The sequence below is a fragment of the uncultured Desulfovibrio sp. genome (assembly GCF_902477725.1).
Classification (GTDB): domain Bacteria; phylum Desulfobacterota; class Desulfovibrionia; order Desulfovibrionales; family Desulfovibrionaceae; genus Desulfovibrio.
Genome location: NZ_CABSIF010000008.1, coordinates 127,138 through 145,861, shown reverse-complemented (window position 1 = coordinate 145,861; position 18,724 = coordinate 127,138). Strand labels below are relative to the sequence as shown.

At 55.4% G+C, this 18,724-nt stretch carries 16 protein-coding genes; 9 read left to right on the top strand and 7 right to left on the bottom strand.

Annotated elements, in window-relative coordinates:
* Positions 1-134: 134 nt before the first annotated feature.
* The 6 genes from fbp (at position 135) to RDK48_RS09330 (ending at position 6,047) form a co-directional block, all read left to right on the top strand.
* Positions 135-1,142 carry a class 1 fructose-bisphosphatase gene (fbp, locus tag RDK48_RS09355; RefSeq protein ID WP_192111856.1) on the top strand — a complete coding sequence of 336 codons (1,008 nt, stop codon included), beginning with the start codon at positions 135-137 and terminating at the stop codon, positions 1,140-1,142.
* Between the two features lie 74 nt (positions 1,143-1,216).
* Entirely contained in the window at positions 1,217-2,278 is a 1,062-nt protein-coding gene (tsaD, locus tag RDK48_RS09350) for a tRNA (adenosine(37)-N6)-threonylcarbamoyltransferase complex transferase subunit TsaD (RefSeq protein ID WP_298997362.1), read from the top strand.
* A gap of 161 nt (positions 2,279-2,439) precedes the next feature.
* Positions 2,440-2,763 carry a thioredoxin gene (trxA, locus tag RDK48_RS09345; protein WP_192111854.1) on the top strand — a complete coding sequence of 108 codons (324 nt, stop codon included), beginning with the start codon at positions 2,440-2,442 and terminating at the stop codon, positions 2,761-2,763.
* Positions 2,760-3,686, top strand: coding sequence for a thioredoxin-disulfide reductase (trxB, locus tag RDK48_RS09340; RefSeq protein ID WP_240824401.1), 927 nt, complete (start codon positions 2,760-2,762; stop codon positions 3,684-3,686). Before trxA ends, trxB begins: the two co-directional genes overlap by 4 nt.
* Positions 3,679-4,410, top strand: coding sequence for an outer membrane protein assembly factor BamD (locus RDK48_RS09335; protein ID WP_192111853.1), 732 nt, complete (start codon positions 3,679-3,681; stop codon positions 4,408-4,410). Before trxB ends, RDK48_RS09335 begins: the two co-directional genes overlap by 8 nt.
* 179 nt (positions 4,411-4,589) lie before the next feature.
* Positions 4,590-6,047, top strand: a complete 1,458-nt coding sequence (locus tag RDK48_RS09330) for a cation diffusion facilitator family transporter (protein ID WP_298997366.1) — start codon at positions 4,590-4,592, stop codon at positions 6,045-6,047.
* Between the two features lie 197 nt (positions 6,048-6,244).
* Here RDK48_RS09330 and yihA read toward each other — a convergent pair whose 3' ends face one another.
* Complete coding sequence (yihA, locus tag RDK48_RS09325) at positions 6,245-6,925, bottom strand: ribosome biogenesis GTP-binding protein YihA/YsxC (protein ID WP_298997368.1); 681 nt, start codon at positions 6,923-6,925, stop codon at positions 6,245-6,247.
* Positions 6,926-7,112: 187 nt separating this feature from the next.
* Between yihA and efp the strand changes: the two genes are divergently transcribed.
* The 3 genes from efp to lolA all read left to right on the top strand — a co-directional run bounded on the left by efp (position 7,113) and on the right by lolA (position 10,914).
* Positions 7,113-7,670 carry an elongation factor P gene (efp, locus tag RDK48_RS09320; RefSeq protein ID WP_022658729.1) on the top strand — a complete coding sequence of 186 codons (558 nt, stop codon included), beginning with the start codon at positions 7,113-7,115 and terminating at the stop codon, positions 7,668-7,670.
* Between the two features lie 90 nt (positions 7,671-7,760).
* A complete protein-coding gene (locus tag RDK48_RS09315) occupies positions 7,761-10,202 on the top strand; it encodes a DNA translocase FtsK (RefSeq protein ID WP_374042258.1) in 2,442 nt (813 codons plus the stop codon).
* A gap of 40 nt (positions 10,203-10,242) precedes the next feature.
* On the top strand, positions 10,243-10,914 hold the full coding sequence (gene lolA / locus RDK48_RS09310) for an outer membrane lipoprotein chaperone LolA (protein ID WP_298997371.1): 672 nt from the start codon (positions 10,243-10,245) through the stop codon (positions 10,912-10,914).
* Between the two features lie 72 nt (positions 10,915-10,986).
* Here lolA and RDK48_RS09305 read toward each other — a convergent pair whose 3' ends face one another.
* The 6 genes from RDK48_RS09305 to RDK48_RS09280 all read right to left on the bottom strand — a co-directional run bounded on the left by RDK48_RS09305 (position 10,987) and on the right by RDK48_RS09280 (position 18,236).
* Entirely contained in the window at positions 10,987-11,439 is a 453-nt protein-coding gene (locus RDK48_RS09305) for a thioesterase family protein (protein WP_298997373.1), read from the bottom strand.
* Between the two features lie 205 nt (positions 11,440-11,644).
* Positions 11,645-12,178: a HyaD/HybD family hydrogenase maturation endopeptidase gene (gene hybD, locus RDK48_RS09300; RefSeq protein ID WP_298997375.1), complete on the bottom strand. Its 534-nt coding sequence runs from the start codon at positions 12,176-12,178 to the stop codon at positions 11,645-11,647.
* A gap of 128 nt (positions 12,179-12,306) precedes the next feature.
* Positions 12,307-13,011 carry a Ni/Fe-hydrogenase, b-type cytochrome subunit gene (gene cybH, locus RDK48_RS09295; protein ID WP_298997377.1) on the bottom strand — a complete coding sequence of 235 codons (705 nt, stop codon included), beginning with the start codon at positions 13,009-13,011 and terminating at the stop codon, positions 12,307-12,309.
* 51 nt (positions 13,012-13,062) lie between these two features.
* A complete protein-coding gene (locus RDK48_RS09290) occupies positions 13,063-14,877 on the bottom strand; it encodes a nickel-dependent hydrogenase large subunit (protein WP_298997379.1) in 1,815 nt (604 codons plus the stop codon).
* 11 nt (positions 14,878-14,888) lie between these two features.
* Positions 14,889-15,989, bottom strand: a complete 1,101-nt coding sequence (locus RDK48_RS09285; protein WP_298997381.1) for a hydrogenase small subunit — start codon at positions 15,987-15,989, stop codon at positions 14,889-14,891.
* 129 nt (positions 15,990-16,118) lie between these two features.
* Entirely contained in the window at positions 16,119-18,236 is a 2,118-nt protein-coding gene (locus RDK48_RS09280; protein WP_298997383.1) for a methyl-accepting chemotaxis protein, read from the bottom strand.
* Positions 18,237-18,724 lie beyond the last annotated feature (488 nt).

Sequence of the window (18,724 nt, the reverse complement as noted above, 5' to 3'; positions counted from 1 at the left end):
GCAACCAGTTTTGTCATGCAATTTTGTTGCGGCGGAAGATTCGTAAAGTTTTTTGCTAACTTGGCGGTTTTCCTTTTCAGGGGTAAAGGCTCAATTGTTCCTCTCAATTTTCTGGATGTTGTAAGGAGCCCCCAATGGCTGACATCACGGTTACGGAACACCTGCTGCTGCATCAAAAGCGTAGCCCCCAGGCAACGGGCCAGTTTACTGGTCTTCTGTACGACCTGATCCTTTCGGGAAAAAGCATTTCCCGTCGTATCGCCAAAGCTGGCCTGCTTGATATCCTCGGCGGCACGGGCGAAGTGAACGTTCAGGGTGAAGATGTGCAGAAGATGGATTCCATCGCCAACCGCATCCTGCTTTATCGCATGGAGCGTTGCGGCGCTCTCTGCGCGATGGGGTCGGAAGAAGAAGCTGAACTTGTACGCGTAAGCAAGGATTTTCCGCGCGGGGACTATATTCTTATTTTTGATCCTCTTGACGGGTCGACAAATATTGACGTGAACATCAATGTCGGCACCATATTCTCTATTTTGCGCAGGCCCGAAGGCCATACCGGCGAGGTAACGCTGGATGAAGTGCTGCAACCCGGCATCAAGCAGGTAGCGGCTGGGTATATTCTGTATGGCCCTTCTACCATGCTGGTTCTCAGCACAGGGCAGGGCGTGCACGGCTTTACCCTTGATCCCGGTGTGGGCGAATTTTTGCTGTCTCACCCTGACATGCGCATTCCAGAGCAGGGGCACATTTACTCGGTCAACGAAGGCAACTGGAAAAAATGGGATGCGCCAGCCCGCGATGCCGTCAACTGGTTCCACGGTTGCGAAACTTCGGACGGCAAACCCTATTCTTCGCGCTACGTGGGCGCGCTGGTGGCCGACTTTCACCGTACGCTCATCAACGGCGGTATCTACATGTATCCGCCCGATGCCAACAAGCCCAATGGCAAACTGCGCCTGATGTGCGAGGCCAACCCATTGGCTTTTCTCGCAGAACAGGCTGGCGGCAAGGCGAGCGACGGGCATGGGCGCATTCTTGAAAGGGTGCCGGACAAGCTCCATGCGCGCACGCCTCTGTATATAGGCTCGAAGCTGGATGTTGAGGCAGTGGAAAAAATCTACGCCCGTCACGCGGGCAGATAGCTTTTGCGGCAGCCCCCGCGGGGTTGCGGTGGCTGCCTTATTGTACCGGCCTTTGACCGTAAATGGCGAACCGCATGTTGTGTTTGGGAATTGAAAGTTCTTGCGACGAAACCGCATTGGCGCTGGTTGAAGACGGGCGGCTTGTGGATGCCGTGCTTGCAAGCCAGGCCGATGTGCATGCCCTGTTTGGCGGAGTGGTGCCGGAACTTGCCTCGCGCGAGCATTACCGCTTTGTGGGCGCGCTGTTTGACGAACTGATGCGGCGCAGCGGCAAGGCCAATTCTGATATTGATCTTGTGGCAGCGGCGCGTGGCCCAGGCCTGCTTGGCAGCCTGCTGGTGGGCGTTGCCTTTGCCAAAGGGCTGGCCCTTGGCCTTGGCAAACCCTTTCTTGGGGTCAACCACTTGCATGCGCACCTTCTGGCAGTAGGGCTGGAGCAGAAATTGCATTTTCCAGCCCTTGGTTTGCTGGTGTCGGGCGGGCACACGCACATCTACCGGCTTGAATCGCCTTGGGATTGCCGCCTCCTTGGGCGCACTCTTGATGACGCGGCTGGTGAAGCTTTTGACAAGGTTGGCAAATTCCTGGGTCTGGCTTATCCTGGCGGCAAGCTTATGGATGCTCTGGCCAGGGCAGGGCATGCCACGCCAACCATGTTTCCCCGGCCTTATCTTGATAATGACAATCTGGATTTCAGCTTCAGCGGCCTCAAGACCGCCGCAACGGGCCTTGCCGCGCATCAGTTGGCGGGGCAGGAATGGCCTCGTCCGCTGACAGATATTGCCCATGCGCCGCAAGCGCTTAAAGATTATTGCGCTTCATTCAATCTGGCTGTTGTGGATACCTTGTGCGCCAAGATGGCTCGGGCGCTTGACCGCAACCCCGGTGTTACAACACTGCTGATGGCGGGCGGGGTAGCCTGCAACTCACTCTTGCGTGAACGGATTGAACAGCTCATGCAAGGCAGGGGAGGCCAGGCTTATATCCCCGGCCCCCTGTTATGTACCGATAATGCCGCAATGGTTGCCCATGCTGGATGGCTCTTGGGCGCACGGGGTTTCAGTCATGATTTGCGTATGGAAACCATACCCCGTGGCAAAATCATACCCGATGACATGTTGTGTAGCTTGTGCTGAAAGTGTCAAGAGACCATGCAAAACAAGAGATTGTCTTGACAGAGAGCACATTGGTATCTACTCTTAGTCAATACAGAAGCATACACTTTAAATGCGCTTCTGTTCGCGTCACAGGCCAATAGTGGCCGTGGAGCGATACAAAGCAACGTAAGGAGATAGTTATGGCTGAACAGGTCACTGACGCCACCTTTGAAAGCGTTGTGCTCAAGTCCGATCTTCCGGTTCTGCTCGATTTTTGGGCTCCCTGGTGCGGTCCTTGCCGCGCTGTTGGCCCCATTATTGACGAACTGGCCACTGAGTATGATGGCAAGGTGCGTGTCGTAAAAATGAACGTGGACGAAAATCCGGCCACGCCCACCAAGTTTGGCATCCGCGCTATCCCGACTCTTGTCCTTTTCAAAAAGGGTGAAACGGTAGAGCAGATCACCGGAGCTGTCACCAAGGCTGCCCTGAAAGACCTTATTGATACAAAGGCTCTGGCATGAAAGAATATGATGCCGTAGTCATAGGCAGCGGCCCCGCTGGCATTACGGCAGCAATGTATCTGGCCCGCTCTGGTTGCTCGGTGCTTATGCCCGAGCAACTGGCAGCGGGTGGCCAGATTTTGCAGACTGAGGCCATGGAAAACTATCCCGGTTTTCCCAAGGGCATTAAGGGTTATGAGCTAGCGGATCTTTTTGAAGCGCATTTGACCGGCCTTGATGTTGACCGGCCAGCTGCAGCTGTTGAATCCGTAACCGGTTCGGCTGGACGTTTTGCTGTTCGCGCCGGAGGCGTGGATTATATCGGCAAGACGGTCATTGTTTGTTCCGGAGCGCACCACAAGCCGCTCGGACTTGAGGGCGAAGACCGGCTGCGCGGTCATGGCGTTTCCTATTGCGCCATCTGCGACGGCAATTTTTTTCGCAATCAGACCGTGGCGGTTGTAGGCGGTGGTAATTCGGCGTTGGAAGAGTCGCTTTATCTTGCAAAGATTGTGGGAAAGCTCTATCTTATCCATCGCCGCGATGAATTCCGCGGGCACAAGATTTATCAGGATAAGCTTGACGCCTATGGCGACAAGATCGAGATCCTGCGCAGCAGCGTTGTGAGCCGTTTGCACGGCGAAAACGAGCTGACAGGTCTGACGGTTAAGGAACTGAAGACCGGAGAGGAACGTCATTTGCCCGTAGACGGGCTTTTCGTCTACGTGGGATATGAACCCTCCACCGGCTTTTTGCCCGCAGAGGTCGTACGTGACGCGCAAGGTTTCATTATCACCGATACGGAAATGCGCACCAGCATTCCGGGCGTTTTCGCAGCCGGTGATATTCGCTCCAAGCTTTGTCGTCAGGTAATCACTGCCGCCGGTGACGGCGCAACAGCCGCGCAGGCGGCGTTTGTATTTTTGGAACAGCTCCATGCATAAAAAACTGCTTCGCTCCATTTTGCTTGTCATAAGCATGTTTGCGGTTTCCGGTTGCGGCATCATTGATATGATCTACCTGCCGCCGGCGGAAGACACCGCCCAGGAGGTTTTTGAAGCCGCCAATGACGCCATGAGTGAGAAAAACTACGTGCGCGCCGTGGAGCTGTACAACAAACTTCGCGATACGTATCCCTTCAGCCCGTACACGGTTGATGCGGAACTGTCGCTTGCAGATGCCTACTTCCTTGACGAGGAATATGAGCTTGCTGCCGAAACCTACAAAGATTTCGAGTCGCTGCATCCTCGCCATGAAGCTATTCCCTATGTTCTGTACCAGACTGGCATGTCGCTCATGAAGCAGTTCCGCTCCATCGACAGGGCCACCACAGAACTCAAGGAAGCTTACGACTACTTTGACCGCTTGCGCCAGACCTTCCCCGACTCTCCGTATTCCAAGAGCGCGGAAGAACACATGCGCACGTGCCGTCAGCTCATGGCCGAACACGAACTGTATATTGCCGATGTGTTCTGGCACATGAAAAAGTACGGTCCGGCCTGGCATCGTTACGAATACATTATGAAAAACTTCAAGGATGTGCCTGAAGTTGCCGATCATGCCAAGGAAAAGAGCCTCGCTGCCTATCACAACTATCGTGAGGCGCAGTCGCAGGAAGTTCGCGAAAAGCGTGAAGGCAGCTGGAAGCGGTGGTTTACCTGGCTGTAACAATCCGTAACGGTTATTTCTGAAGGTTGTCAGATTAATACAAACCGGCTGTTTTGCAAAAAACAGCCGGTTTGTGTCACATTGCCCCTTAGCAATATTCTGAATACGCTTGCGGTTGACGCGCAACACGCGCCAACGGCGCAAATTCTGCATAGTAATCTTTCTGTAGGAAACTCGCCATGAACGTTATGGATAACGGTGCCAGCGAAAAAAGCCGCGCAGCCATGTTGTCGCTGCTCGCGGCACTGGGGCTTACCAGCATCAAGCTTGCGGTCGGCTTGTATACCAACAGCCTTGGCATATTGTCTGAAGCCTTGCACAGCGGGCTTGATCTGCTGGCGGCTGCCCTTACCCTTGCTGCGGTGAGAATTTCAGCCAAGCCTGCTGATTCACGGCACCCTTACGGGCATGGAAAGGCCGAAAACCTCTCGGCTCTTGCGCAGACGGTGCTTTTATTCGCCACCTGCGTATGGGTGGTCTACGAGGGCGTTCAGCGCCTCACTTCAGGTTCAAGCCCTGTTGTGCCTTCGCTTTGGGGTGTTGGCGTCATGGCGATTTCCATGGCTGTTGACATCAACCGGGTACGTGTTTTGCGGCGGGTTGCCAAAAACTTCAACAGCCAGGCTCTAGAAGCTGATGCCCTGCATTTTTCCACAGATATTCTTTCTTCTGCCGTCGTGCTTGTGGGGGTGCTGGCCGTGTGGCTTGCACAGGCCCTGCAACTGCCTGAGCCCATAAGCCGCGTCCTTTCGCAGGCAGATACGGTGGCGGCTCTGCTTGTGGCTGCAATTATTTTTCGGGCAAGCATGCATATGGCCTCGGATGCTGTGAATATGCTGATGGATTCTGCTTCATCACAGGCGAGCGAAGCCATTGTGGTCGCCGTGCGAAAGATCGCGGGCATTTCCGAGGTCAGGCGTGTGCGTGTGCGCACCAGCGGGCCGCAGAGCTTTGTGGATTTGACTGTTGGCGTTGCACCGGGCCTGAAGGTAAGTGATGGGCACCGCCTCGCGCATGAGGCTGAAGAAGCTGTGTCCGGCGTTCTACCTGGTGCGGACGTGACCGTGCACGTGGAGCCTCGCAAATCGTGCCGCATTGATGAAAACAATCCCTTTGCCCTGGTGCAGGTTGCCGCATCTGAGCATGGCCTTGCGGTTCATGATGTGCATGTTTTGAGCGCAGACAGCGCCTGCCATATTGAGCTGCACGTTGAACTGCCGGGCCAGATGCCCTTTGACCGGGCGTACGCGCGGGTCAAGGCCTTTGAGGACACACTGCGGGATGCATTGCCGGGTGTTGAGATCGTCAGCCACATGGAGCCCAAGGCTCCAAGCGCTGCGCTGGAACCGGGCGCTTCGGTTTCCGTGCCTTTTTCCGAGATGGCATGGCGTGAAATCAAGGCAGCAGTGGAAAATGAGCCTCTGGCGGCCATGCCGCACAAGTTTTCTACTTATGTGCTGCCGGAGCAGGGAGTCTGCATTTCATTCCACTGCAATGTGAGTGTGGGGCTGTCCGTGGAAGAGGCGCACAACGTCTGTACGCGCCTTGAAAAGCGCATTCGTGCCGCAGTGCCCCAGCTGGGCCGCTTGAGCATCCACATGGAACCGGCAGTTGTGTCAAATACCCCTGCGGCATAACAGTCCAAGTGCATCTGGCGGGCATGTGGCTTAATAAAATCACCGCGCCGCCGCGCTCTTTCAGCGCAACAGCCTGCCGATTTCAGCCTTGATTACGGCGCTGTTGTGACCAGCGCCGTAATCCTTTTGCTTTTTGGAGATTCCGCTCTGTACGCGGCCTTTGGCAAAAGTGGAGCAGGCAGATTTTTTGCTGTGAATCAATTCTGATTTTCAGCCTGTTCCTGCGGCTCCTGCTCAGCAATAGCGCCATCATGCGGCTCAGCTTCCGCGTCTGCGGCATTGAGTGCGCCGGGGGCCAGACGCTGGGGAACCGCTGTTTCAACGAGCGCGCGCCAGAGGTTATCAATGCCGTAACGGTTGCTGGAAGACGTGACGATGGGGCGGGTGCCGAGCAGCTCCTGCCATTCATTTTGGCGGTTGGCGCGCTCCCGCTGGCTGCACTTGTCTGCCTTGGTCAGCACGGGCACAATATTCAGGCCGTTGGTGCGGGCAAAGGACGCCAGATTTTTGTCGAGCTTCTGAGGTTCAAGACGGCTGTCGAGCAGCAGGGCCAAGGCCTTGAGGCTTGTGCATTCCACCAGATACCGCTCAAGCAGGCGCGCCCATTTTTCCCGTTCCGTATGGCTTGCGCGGGCATAGCCGTAACCCGGCAGGTCAACGAGATAAAAGTCATGGGGTGTCACATGGTAATAATTTACCGAGCGGGTTTTGCCGGGCGTGGAGCTGACTTTTGCCAGTTTTTTGCGGCCAGCCAGGGCGTTGATAAGCGATGATTTACCCACATTGGAGCGCCCCGCAAGGGCTATCTGCGCCACGGGCAGAGATATGAGCTGCTCAAGAGTATAGGCTGTAGTTTCAAGGGTAAGAACGGGATTCATAATAAACCTCATGTGATACTTTAACTTTGTGTCTTGACAAGCAAGCATCTTTCAGCAAATATTTTCAATTCAGGGCTGATATTTTCAGCTAACTTCCGTATAAGGTAGCCGCTCTTGCCGCAGTTGGCAAATGATCGGCCTTACGCCCGTTTGCGCCATTTTTGCGGCGACATGTTTAGGAGGACAAATGTATTCTACCACAGACTTTCGCAAGGGTCTGAAGATCGAAGTCGAAGGCACCCCTTACGAAATCGTTGATTTTCAGCATTTCAAGCCCGGCAAGGGTGGCGCTATGGTTCGTACCAAGCTGCGCAACATCCTTACTGGCCGCATGCAGGATATAACCTTCCGTTCCGGCGAAAAAGTCAACAAGCCCGACCTGGAAACCCGCGACATGCAGTTTCTGTATCGTCAGGATGATGACCTTATCTTCATGGATATGACCACCTACGAACAGCTCCAGATGCACATCACCACCACTGATGGCAAGGAAGGCTTTCTCAAGGACGGTCAGGAATGCCGCGTGCTGCTGTACAAGGGCAGCCCCCTTGATATCGACATCCCGCTGAGCCTTGTGCTTGCGGTTGTTGAAACCGAGCCCGGCGCCAAGGGCGACACTGTCAGCAACGTCACCAAGGCTGCCAAGCTTGAAACCGGTATTTCGGTTCAGGTGCCCATTTTTGTCAACGAAGGCGATCGCATCAAGGTTGACACGCGCACCAAGGAATACCTGGGCCGGGAATGATGACCGGTTCGGGAGGGTAGCCCTACGGACGCCCATAAATTCAGCCGCGAGCTTCTTGGCCTTTTTCTTATCTTCTGGGCGCTGTTGCTTTTGCTCAGCCTGCTCAGTTTTGACGCCAACGACCCCAGCCTTAACCATGTGGTCAGCGGTGTTGTCAAGGTAAAGAACAAGGCTGGCCTTTTCGGCGCGTACACTGCAGGTTTTCTTAACGATGTGTTTGGCGTGGCCGCCTATCTCTGCCCACTGGTTTTCGGTGCGCTGGGGGCGGCCTACGTTTCTCCTTCGTACAGTCTGCACTGGTCGCGCTGGCTTGGCTTCTTTTTGCTTACCGTCTGCCTGCTTGTCATTGGCTCCGCCTCGGATATCACCCTTGGTGACATGTGGGGCGGAGGCATGGTGGGCAATGCCCTGCATCTCAATGCCAGCCGATATCTGAGCCCTGGCGGGTCTGCCCTGGTTTGGATATTTGTGGCGCTTGTGGGCATGCAGCTTGCGGGCAATATCTCTTGGTTCAATGTGGCGGCGCGTGTGCTGCACTGGGCGCAGGCGCGGCTTGCCGCCCGTGCAGGCAACGCAACCGGGCCTGTTGTTGCAGAAAGCCCCGCAGAAGGCGAAGACGGCAAACGACGTTGGTCGTTGCTTGATCTGCGTCTGCCTTCCATGGAATTCTGGAAGCGCTGGCGCGACCGCCTTGGCAACATTCAGCCCACGGCTGACTCGCTGCCTGATGTCTTTGAAGAACAAAAGACCAAAGCGGCCCGAGCGCAGGCAAATGAGGCAGCGGCACCACGCCCGGCAGCACAAATGGATGCTGACGATCCCTTTGCCGTGGCGGTAGACATCAACGGCATGCCCATTTCGCCTGCGGTTTCTGCTGGTGTGGCCTATGCTGACGAACAGGGGGGTAATGCCCCGGCCCATGATCCTGTGCACGATGGTGCGCATGATCTGGCTCAGGATGACGCGGCGCATGCTGCCTCGCCTGCCGCTTCTGCCCCGAATACTGGCGGCAAAGCAGCAAGTGCTGCCGCCCCTGCTGCCGAAGCCCCCAAAAAGCAGGGTGGCCTGACCGGGCTGCTTTCTGGCATGACAGGCCGCAAGGCCGCCATTCCGCTGCCGGGGCTTGAGCTGTTGGCCCCTCCTGTCAAAATGCCGGGCAACAACAATAAGGAAGACCGCGAGGCGCGGGGCAAGGCCCTTATTGCCTGCCTCAAGGATTTTGACATCCAGAGCGAGCTTGTGCATGTCACGCCCGGGCCTGTGGTCACCATGTACGAGGTGCGCCCTGCCCCCGGCATCCGCGTGAGCCGCATCGCCAACCTCAGCGATGACCTGGCGTTGGCCCTCAAGGCCGTTGCCGTGCGTATTCAGGCGCCCATTCCCGGTACGGATACGGTGGGTATTGAAATACCCAACGACAACCGCGAAACCGTCAATTTCAGGGAACTTGCTGCTTCTGAGCCTTTCCGCAAAGGGTGCGGCCCCCTGACCATGATTCTGGGCAAGGACATTGCGGGCAAGCCCGTAATGGCCGACCTCGCGCGCATGCCGCATCTGCTTGTGGCTGGCGCCACGGGCGCGGGCAAGAGCGTATGCCTCAACGGCATTCTTATCAGCCTGCTGTACCGCACCCAGCCCAAAGATATGCAGTTGTTGCTGGTTGACCCCAAGCGCATTGAAATGGCCGTGTATGCGGATGAACCGCACCTGGTGCATCCTGTGGTCACAGAAATGAACGAGGCCAAGAACGCCCTTGATTGGGCCGTGCACGAAATGGATCGCCGTTACGAAGCAATGGCGCGTCTTGGTGTGCGCAACGTGGCCGGGTTCAACCAGAAGCTGGCCGCTTGCAAGAATGATCTGCCGCCGGATTTTGCCGACCTTGAGCCTCTGCCATATCTTGTTGTCGTTATTGACGAACTGGCAGACCTCATGATGACCGCCGCCCGCGAGGTGGAAACCAGCATCGTGCGTCTTGCGCAGTTGGCCCGCGCCGCCGGTATTCATATGATCCTTGCTACTCAGCGCCCCAGTGTGGACGTGGTGACAGGGCTTATCAAGGCGAACTTTCCGTGCCGTATATCCTTTCAGGTTACGTCCAAGCACGATTCGCGCACCATCCTTGATCAGGTGGGCGCAGAACATCTGCTTGGCCGTGGCGACATGCTCTTCAAGCCCAGCGGCGGGCGCTTGCAGCGTCTGCACGGCCCCTTCCTCAGCGATGAAGAGGTGCAGGCAGTGGTGGGCTACTGGAAGCGGCAGCTCAGCCCCTCCTACAAGGTGGACTTTGCCCAGTGGGGGCTGGACTCTGTGAGTGGCGGCGGCAGCGGCGGAGGCGGCGATGCCGCGCAGGATCCTCTGTACGGCGAAGTGCAGGCCTTTGTGAGCGAGCAGGGGCGCGCATCCATATCGCTGGTGCAGCGCCGCTTCAAGATTGGTTTCAACCGCGCTGCGCGCCTGGTTGAACAGCTTGAGCACGACGGCATCATCGGCCCGGCAGACGGCAGCAAGCCGCGCGCTGTGGTCAAATAAATCAAACAGCACAACTGGCGGCTTATGCCGTGGAGGTGTTATGCGCATAAATGGCATGCTAGCCCTGGCAGCCGGGCTTGTTCTTCTTGTGGCTTCAGCCGCGCAGGCTGCGGATATAGCGGCGACCATCCAGGCGCGGTATGAAAAGCTGCGCACGTTTTCCGCCACGTTTGAGCAAACGCTGACCCATAAGGAAAGCGGCTCGGTGGAGAAACGGCAGGGCAGCCTGCTGTTCCAGAAGCCCCTGCTCATCCGCTGGCAGACAGATAAACCCCATGAAGAAACCCTTGTGGTAACGCATAAGGAAATTTGGGATTATCTTGCGGATGAAGAAATTGCCTACCGCTACCCCCTGGAGCTTGTGCGCGATTCACGCACCATCATTCAGGTCATCACCGGGCAGGCCGCGCTGACCAAGGATTTTGACGTCAAGGAAGCCGGGCAGGAAAACGGCCTCGCCAAGCTGCACCTTTACCCCAAGGAACCCGCCCCGCAGATGGTTGAGGCGCTTTTGTGGGTTGAGCCTTCCACCGGCTACATCCGCAGGGCCAGCATCATTGACTTTTACGGCAATTCCAACGACGTGCGCTTTACGCAGTTCAAGCCCGACACTTCACTGAAAGAATCAGACTTCACCTTTACCGCGCCCAAAGGCGTGGAAGTTGAAGACCGCATTGACCGCAAGGTGCAGGAAAAGGAACTCTTTAAATAATCTGAATACGACACAACAAAAGGCCGTGGGGTTCGCAAACTCCACGGCCTTTTGTTGTGTTTATGGGCAATGTTATACGCACATGCGCCGGAATACGCCCGGCGCATCTTCGTCTACTATGGGAAAAGACTCCTGTAGCTCGCCCGGCACACTGACAGGCTTGCCGCTGGCCATATCAATGAAAACCCACTGGGTTTCCGCCTCGGCAAGCAGGGCTTTTTCCTTTGCGTTCCAAAAAACATAGCGGCGCAGGCTGCGGCGCGAAGCGTAGGATGCAATCCATGTGGCGGCTGTAATCACATCACCCAGAAAGGCCGGGCGCTTGTAAGTGATGGTGTGCTGCCGCACCACCCAGCCCTGGCCAATACTTTCGTACCGCTCCATAGGCCAGCCGCAAACCGCGGAATGCGCAACAGCCACATCCTGCATCCAGGCCACATAGCGCAGGTTGCTGACGCGGCGCTGCATGTCGATATCATCCTGCCCAACCGTGATCTGCTGCGTGTATATGTTGATCCGAGCCATATGTCCTCCGCATTTGTGATGGCGCAGACCATACGCCTTGCAGGTAAAAAATAAAAGACACGCGGGCTTGCGTTAATTAGCCCGCGTGTCTTCTGGTTGATAGAACAGATTGTTACAAATTTGTAAGAGGACTGCCCTTGCAGGGCAGCCAGGCAAGACGTTTGTTACGCCCATGCTGCCTCTCAGCCCTGCTGCTTTATGCGCCTTACACGCAGCCCTGAACAAGGCTGTCGAGAACTGCAGCGGAAAGGTGGCGTGGTTGCGCCCGCAACTGAGGGTCAATGCCCCATTGCCGCAGCACATCCAGCGCCATGTTTTGCGCTGCTTCAAAACTTTCGCTGACCGGAGTGGACAGAGGTGCTGCCAGGGTCATGGCCGCCGGTTGCACGCCAATGAGGGCACAGTGCTCAGGAGCTGTGCCGCGCAGGGCGGCAAGGCCCATCACTTCCGAAAAGCTGTTCTGGTGCGGGCCGATTTTTTGCGCTGTCAGGTATGCCGGTACGTTGTCGCGCAGCACGAGTTCGCCCGGTTCCAGCCCAAAATCAACCGCATCCAGCACCAGCAGTTTGTCAGCCCTTTCCACAAAGGTCAGCAGGGTCTGCCCCTGGGTGCCGCCGTCCACAACTTCCACGTTTTCAGGAAAATCCCAATGGGCGTAAAGCCGTTGCGCCAAAAGTACGCCAAAGCCTTCATCGCCGTACAGAATATTGCCAAGACCAAGAATGACGATCTGTTCCATGAGATTTCCGTGCACCTTTGCGGCAGTAGTGCCGCTTTTGGCGGCAACAAACCACGCTGGCTTGATTTGTTATCTGTTTGGCGGCCCAGTTGGGCCGCCAAACATTACTCTCAGTTTACATCAGGTTGCTACTGCTTGCGCCGTTCGCGGAAGCCGCTGAACATGGACGAAACCAGGGTGGTCTTGCCCATGATTTCTTCGCGTATGACCATGTACAGGTGCACGGTCACAAAGGTAATGAGCAGCAGCATGCCCAGTCTGTGCAAGCTGCGGGTCATCTGCCCATTGCCGCCAAACCAGTTGTTTATCCAGTCCTGCACAAAGGTGAAAAAGCGGATAAACGGCACGTGGCTGTCCTGGGCGTACATGCCAAGGCCCGTGAGCATGATGACAAGCATGAAGATCATGCCCGTGCCCATGCCCAGCTGCGCCAGCGGGTTATGCCCCACATGCGCGGCGCATTCCTTGTTCAGGAACAGATACCAGCGCACGTCCTGCCACAGGTCGTTCCACCAGTCCTTGCTCCACACCGGCACAATGATAAGCTCGCGCGAATAGCGGTTGCCCCACACAAGGCCGTATATGTAGCGCAGCACTGTTGAAATAATCAGCACAAATCCCGCAATAAAGTGGGCCATGCGGGTGTAGCCCATGTAAAAGGTTTCGTACGGCTCACCAGTGACGGAAAGCCAGGGTTTACCGATAATGTAGCCAGTGACAATAAGCACAATGACACAGGCAACCATGACCCAATGCCAGATGCGAATGGGCAGTTGATAGACGTATATGCTTTTGCCCATTGGCAGTTGCGGCAGAAGATGTTGTTCGCTCATGACGTTCTCCCGGCGGAAGGCTTGTATTCCGCGTCTCGGCTTGCCCGAACGCTAGAAGCAGTTGTCTGTCCGCACCGATATAAGCTCTGATCCATCCGGCCCGATGATATGCGTGGAGCAGGCCAGGCAGGGGTCAAAGCTGTGCAGGGTGCGCAGGATTTCAAGGGGCTGGTTGGGAACCGCCATCTTGGTACCCATGAGCGATGCCTCGTAGGCGCTGAGCTGCCCATCGGGGCTGCGGGGCGCACCGTTCCAGGTAGTGGGAACAACGCACTGGTAGTTCTCGATCTTTCTGTCCTTGATGGTGACCCAGTGCCCCAACGCACCGCGGGGAGCTTCTGTAAAGCCAACGCCGCGCAGGGTGCCGGTGGGCCAGCTTTCGGGCTTCCACAGCTTGGTGTTGGCCGTTGCGCGGTTGCCGTTTTTGAGGTTGGCCACAAGCTTGTCATAGAAGTAGCGCATCTTGTCGGCAGACCATGCCAGCTCCAGCGAGCGGGCTGCAATGCGTCCAAGGGTGGATTGGAGCACAGAAACTGGGGCCTTTGCCTGACCAAGGAATTCGTCAATGAGGCCCTTGATCTCGGTGTCCTTTTTGGCATAGCCCACCAGCAGGCGGGCCAGCGGCCCCACTTCCATCTGGTGCCCGCGCCAGAGCGGCGTTTTGATCCACGAATATCTGTCGCGCTCGTCCACCTGCTTGAGGTCAGTGGGCGTGCCCTTGATATTGGGGCCGGGGGCGTAGTTGGGTTCGGTCATGCCGTCAAAGGGGTGCAGACCGGTTTTGCCGCCGGGGTAGGGCTTGTACCAGGAGTGGGCCACGCATTCCTGAATTTCTTCAGGATTGCGCAGGTCAACGGGCAGCACTTCGTTGAAGTTGCCGTTGATGATGGCGCCACGGGGCAACAGCAGGCTTTTGTCCGAGTAGTCGTTGGCAATGTCGGGGATTGCGCCGTAAGCAAGCACGGAAAGCTTGGAAAGCCCACCACCTATGTTCAGCCAGTCTTTGTAGAAGGCGGCCAGCGCAAGGGTGTCGGGTATGACAACCTGTTGCGCGAAATCACGGCAACGCTCAATAAGTTGCAGCACCAGTTCCAGGCGTTCCTGATTGATAACGTCGGCTGCGCCGTGCGCATCAAGGTTCAGCGAGCAGGGTACGCCGCCCACCAGCCAGTTGGGGTGCGGGTTTTTGCCGCCAAAGATGGTGTGTATCTGCACCATGTCTTTCTGGAAATCCAGGGCTTCCAGATAGTGGGCCACCACCAGCAGATTGGCTTCGGGCGGCAGTTTGTAGGCAGGGTGCCCCCAGTAGCCGTTGGTGAAAATGCCCAGCTGGCCGGACTCGATAACGCGGGTGAGGCGATCCTTGATGGATTTGAAGTAGCCCGGCGACGAATTTGGCCAGGGAGTCAGCTTTTGCGAAAGCTCTGAAGTGGCCTTTGGGTCAGCCTTGGCGGCGGACACAACGTCCACCCAGTCAAGACCCGCAAGGTGGTACAGATGCACCAGATGGTCGTGGTACATGAGGCACAGGTGCATGATATTGCGGATAATATTGGCGTTGTCCGGTATTTCTATGCCAAGCGCATCCTCCACCGCGTGCACGGAGCAAAGGGCATGCGTGCCCGTGCAGACACCGCAGATGCGTTCAACAAAGGCCCATGCATCGCGCGGATCGCGGCCTTTGAGGATAATTTCAATACCTCTGAAAATGGTGCCGCACGAAACCGCATTGGTGATGACGTTGCTGTCGTCAAGGTTCACCTCGCAACGAAGGTGTCCTTCAATACGGGTAACGGGGTCTACAACCACGCGGCGGCCCGAGTCCTTAACGGCATAACCCTGAGAAGTAGTGTATTCGTATGCCATGGGGTATTTCCTCAGTTGTTGGAGTCGGTGTCGGAGGAGTTCTTGGTGTTCTTGCTACCTGCGTGGCGCACCATACTGGCAACGCCGTGCACGGCAACACCCGCGGCCACGCCCGCCACAGCGGCTACGCCCACGGTTTCAGCCGTTGCGTTGGTGCCGAGATGCGGAATGGTGGTGATGCGGTCATAAAACGAGCCCTGATCCCAGAAGTTCTGTTCCGAGCAGCCGATGCAGCCATGCCCGGACTGAATGGGAAATGAGACACCGTTGTTCCATCGTGTGGAAGGGCAGGCGTTGTAGGTGGTGGGGCCTTTGCAGCCCATCTTGTACAGGCACAGGCCAGCGCGCGCGCCCGCATCGTCCCACGATTCCACATATTCGCCCGCGTCAAAATGGGCCCTGCGGTAGCAGTGGTCGTGTACGCGCTTGCCGTAAAACATTTCCGGCCTGCCCTGCGAGTCAAGGGTGGGAAGGCGGTCGTATGTGATAATGTAGGTCAGGATTGAACTCATGACCTCAGGGATGGCCGGGCAGCCGGGAACCTTTAGCTGCGGCTTGTTGGGAAAGAGCTTGTGCAGCGGGGTAGCGCCCGTTGGATTGGGGTGAGCCGCCTGCACGCAGCCCCACGAGGCGCAGGTTCCCCAGGCCACAAGGGCCTTGGCATGCTCCACGCCTTCCTTGAGTTTTTCATAGAAGGGTTTGCCAGCATCAATGCAGTACATGCCCTGACCGTTGAGCGGCACGTTGCCTTCAACAGCGAGAATATACTGGCCCTTGTACTTCTTGATGGCCTCTTCATACGCCTCATTGGCCTGATCTCCAGCGGCGGCCATGATGGTGTCCTGATAGTCCATTGTGATCATCGAGAGCACAATGTCGGTCGCCAGCGGGTGGGCTGTGCGCAAAAATGATTCGGTGCAACAGGAACAGGAAAGACCGTTAATCCAGAGCACCGGGACGCGCGGTTTGGTAGAGAGAGCCTGCGCGATTGCTAGATCCGCCCCGGGGCCAAGGCCCATGGCAACGGCTGTGAGCGCACAGAACTTCATGAAATCTCGACGGCTGACACCACGATTACGCAAGGCTTGTTCAGTAGTTTCGAGATGAGCCATAAGTACCTCGAGAAGAACATGGTTGCAGGTTGATTGATAGATAACCGACGCAATTAATAAATATCAGTACTCCTTGCGCTTGTATACTGTTGTAAGTACAAGATTTTAGATGTACGCTGTCTGACCTCCTTACCTCAAAACAGATTTCTTGATGCCGGTATTGTTTAAATCCGCCATAACACCGACCAGAATGTCAGTCTGTGTGCGCAACTCGTTGAGAACTGAGGTCGCCTGGTCCATGGCGTTTGCGGTATTAAGGGCAAGCTGATTGATATCTTCAAGGCTGCTGTGGATGGTTTCGCTGGCGGCTGACTGCTCTTCGGAAGCTGTGGCAATGGACTGGGCCTGGATGGTGGAAGCGTTTGCCAGCTGCACAAGCGCCTGCAATGTTTCGCCAGACTGCCGGGCCAGAACCGTGACCTGCTCAATGGTTGCAGCGGACTGCTCCACATGCGAGATATGTTTGCGTGTTCCACCCTGAACCGCATGGATGGCTTCTCCCACCTCCTTGGTCGCTGTCATGGTTTTTTCGGCAAGTTTGCGCACTTCATCGGCAACCACGGCAAACCCCCGGCCTGCATCGCCAGCGCGCGCAGCTTCAATGGCCGCGTTGAGAGCCAAAAGGTTGGTCTGGTCGGCAATATCGCTGATGACATCCAGAACTTGTCCAATGCCTTCAGCCTGTTGACCGAGCAGGCCCATATCGACCTTCATTTTATTGGACTGCTCTTGCACCTGAGCGATTGCAGAAATGACATTTTCAACAACTGTGGAGCCTTCGCTTGCCTTGGTATGCGAATTTTCTGCCGTTTGGGCGGCATCCGCAGCATTTTTGGCAACTTCAATGACTGTAGTACTCATTTCCTGCATGGCGCTGGTTGTAGTATCAAGCCTGTTGGACTGGCTTGTTGCGCCTTGTGTAGAAATACTCACCTGATCCTCAAGGTTATTGAGGGCGAGATTGAGCGATTCCACAACGCCGTGAATTTTGTCTACAGCCGTTGCAAGGGTGCTGGCTCTTGTATTTGCTTCCTTCTCAGACTGCTCGGCTGTTATTCTGCATTGTTCTGCCAATTTGCCGCATTCATCAGCAAGGGCATGCTGCTTTTGGGCCGCCTGGATCTGTTCTTTCAGGCGGGCGACCATTTCGCGCAGTACATCGGCAAGGCCGCCAATTTCGTCATTTTGTTTGACTGTAAGAACCGAATCAAAATCCCCCTGCGTTATGCCTTGGGCGTAACGCAAGGTGCTGCGTACAGGCCTGCCGATGGTGATGCAGATTCTCCAGCCCAGCAGAACAGTGAAAAAAGCCACCAGAAGCGCGCCTGAAACAGCAATGGCGAGTTCCTTTTGGGCTGAACGCACTTCATCGCGGGCATTTCCAAGCAGTTGCTCGCCCCAGGCTTTTTCCACTTCCATCAGCTTGTCAATGCGGCGGGTGGACGCGGCAAACCACTGCTGCGGGTCAGCCTCAAGGCTGGATTTTTCCAGGTTGGCATAGGCAGTATCGCGGAATTTCGTCACCTCTTCATCGACAGATTGCATTTTGCCTTGCAGCAGGTTCAGCGCCGCCTTGCCGCCCAGCTCCGCAAACGAACGCAGGTAGGTGTTCTGTGCGCTGACCCTGTAGAGCCAGTCGCGGTAAAGCTGCTTGCTGAAGGTTCCGGCAGAAAAGGCGGCGTTGAGCGTGGCACGCTCCTGCCCGGCAATCTCCTTGCCGTGCAAAAGCTGAATGATTGATGTAAAGGCAAGGTCGGCGCGGGCGTTCAGTTCAGAAATCGCAGTGATCAGTTCATTGATGCTTGTATTGTACGCCGCGATGGCCTGAAGGGCATCAATGCGGGCATCTTTGGCTGCGTTTCTGGTTGTAGAAAGGTCTGTAAAATTTTGGGTTGATGCAGCAAATATTCTGGCAAGAGAGCCATTTTCCAGGCCATCCGCACCAGCAAGCACGGCAGTAAAGTTCTTGTAGGCAGAATTTGATTTATCTGTCTGTTCCGTCAGTTCGGAAGCAAACCTTTTCCCCTTGCTGCCCAGAAAGCCAGCAGTATAGCCGCGTTCTTTTTGCAGTTCATGGATCAAGTCACCCGCAGACAAGCTGACAACCAGAGAACGTTCGTCAGATTTGAGACGGTCTATGGCCTTCCAGCGTTGAATATTTTCTGCCGAAACAACAAAGAGAAAAGTCGCCATAGGCAGTACGAGCAGAAGACTGAGTTTGCGGGCAATCTTGAGGTCGGCAAGCATGGTGGCTTCCTCCTTAAAAACGGTTGTCTTATTCCATTTGCTGGGGTTGCGTTTGCGTTCTCATGTATTTATGTAGTAAGCTAATAATTGCATGTAATAAATGCGTTGCGATTATTCCAAAGGATTTAACGTTTGAAGTAGCATAATTAAGGTAAAAGACAATAACGTTATTGAGAGAATATTGATCAACTTACTGTTTGTATTAAATATTTTAATGTAAATTGAATATATTATTATATTTTAGTTAGTTATGATTATTTATTTCGCATTTGTTTAGTCAGTTAATGACAATAGATAGCAGTGCAATAATAAGTAAGGTATAGTGTTTATAGCTAGCAATTAGTTTTTAATGCATTTAACACTCTTATTTTTAAGTATAAAAAATTATAAGTTTCGAATAGCCCGGACTGGTTTGGATTGGGGGGTATAGCGCACGGAGTTGTAGTGGCATATTTATTTTTTTTGTACTACCACGCATCGTGTTATGA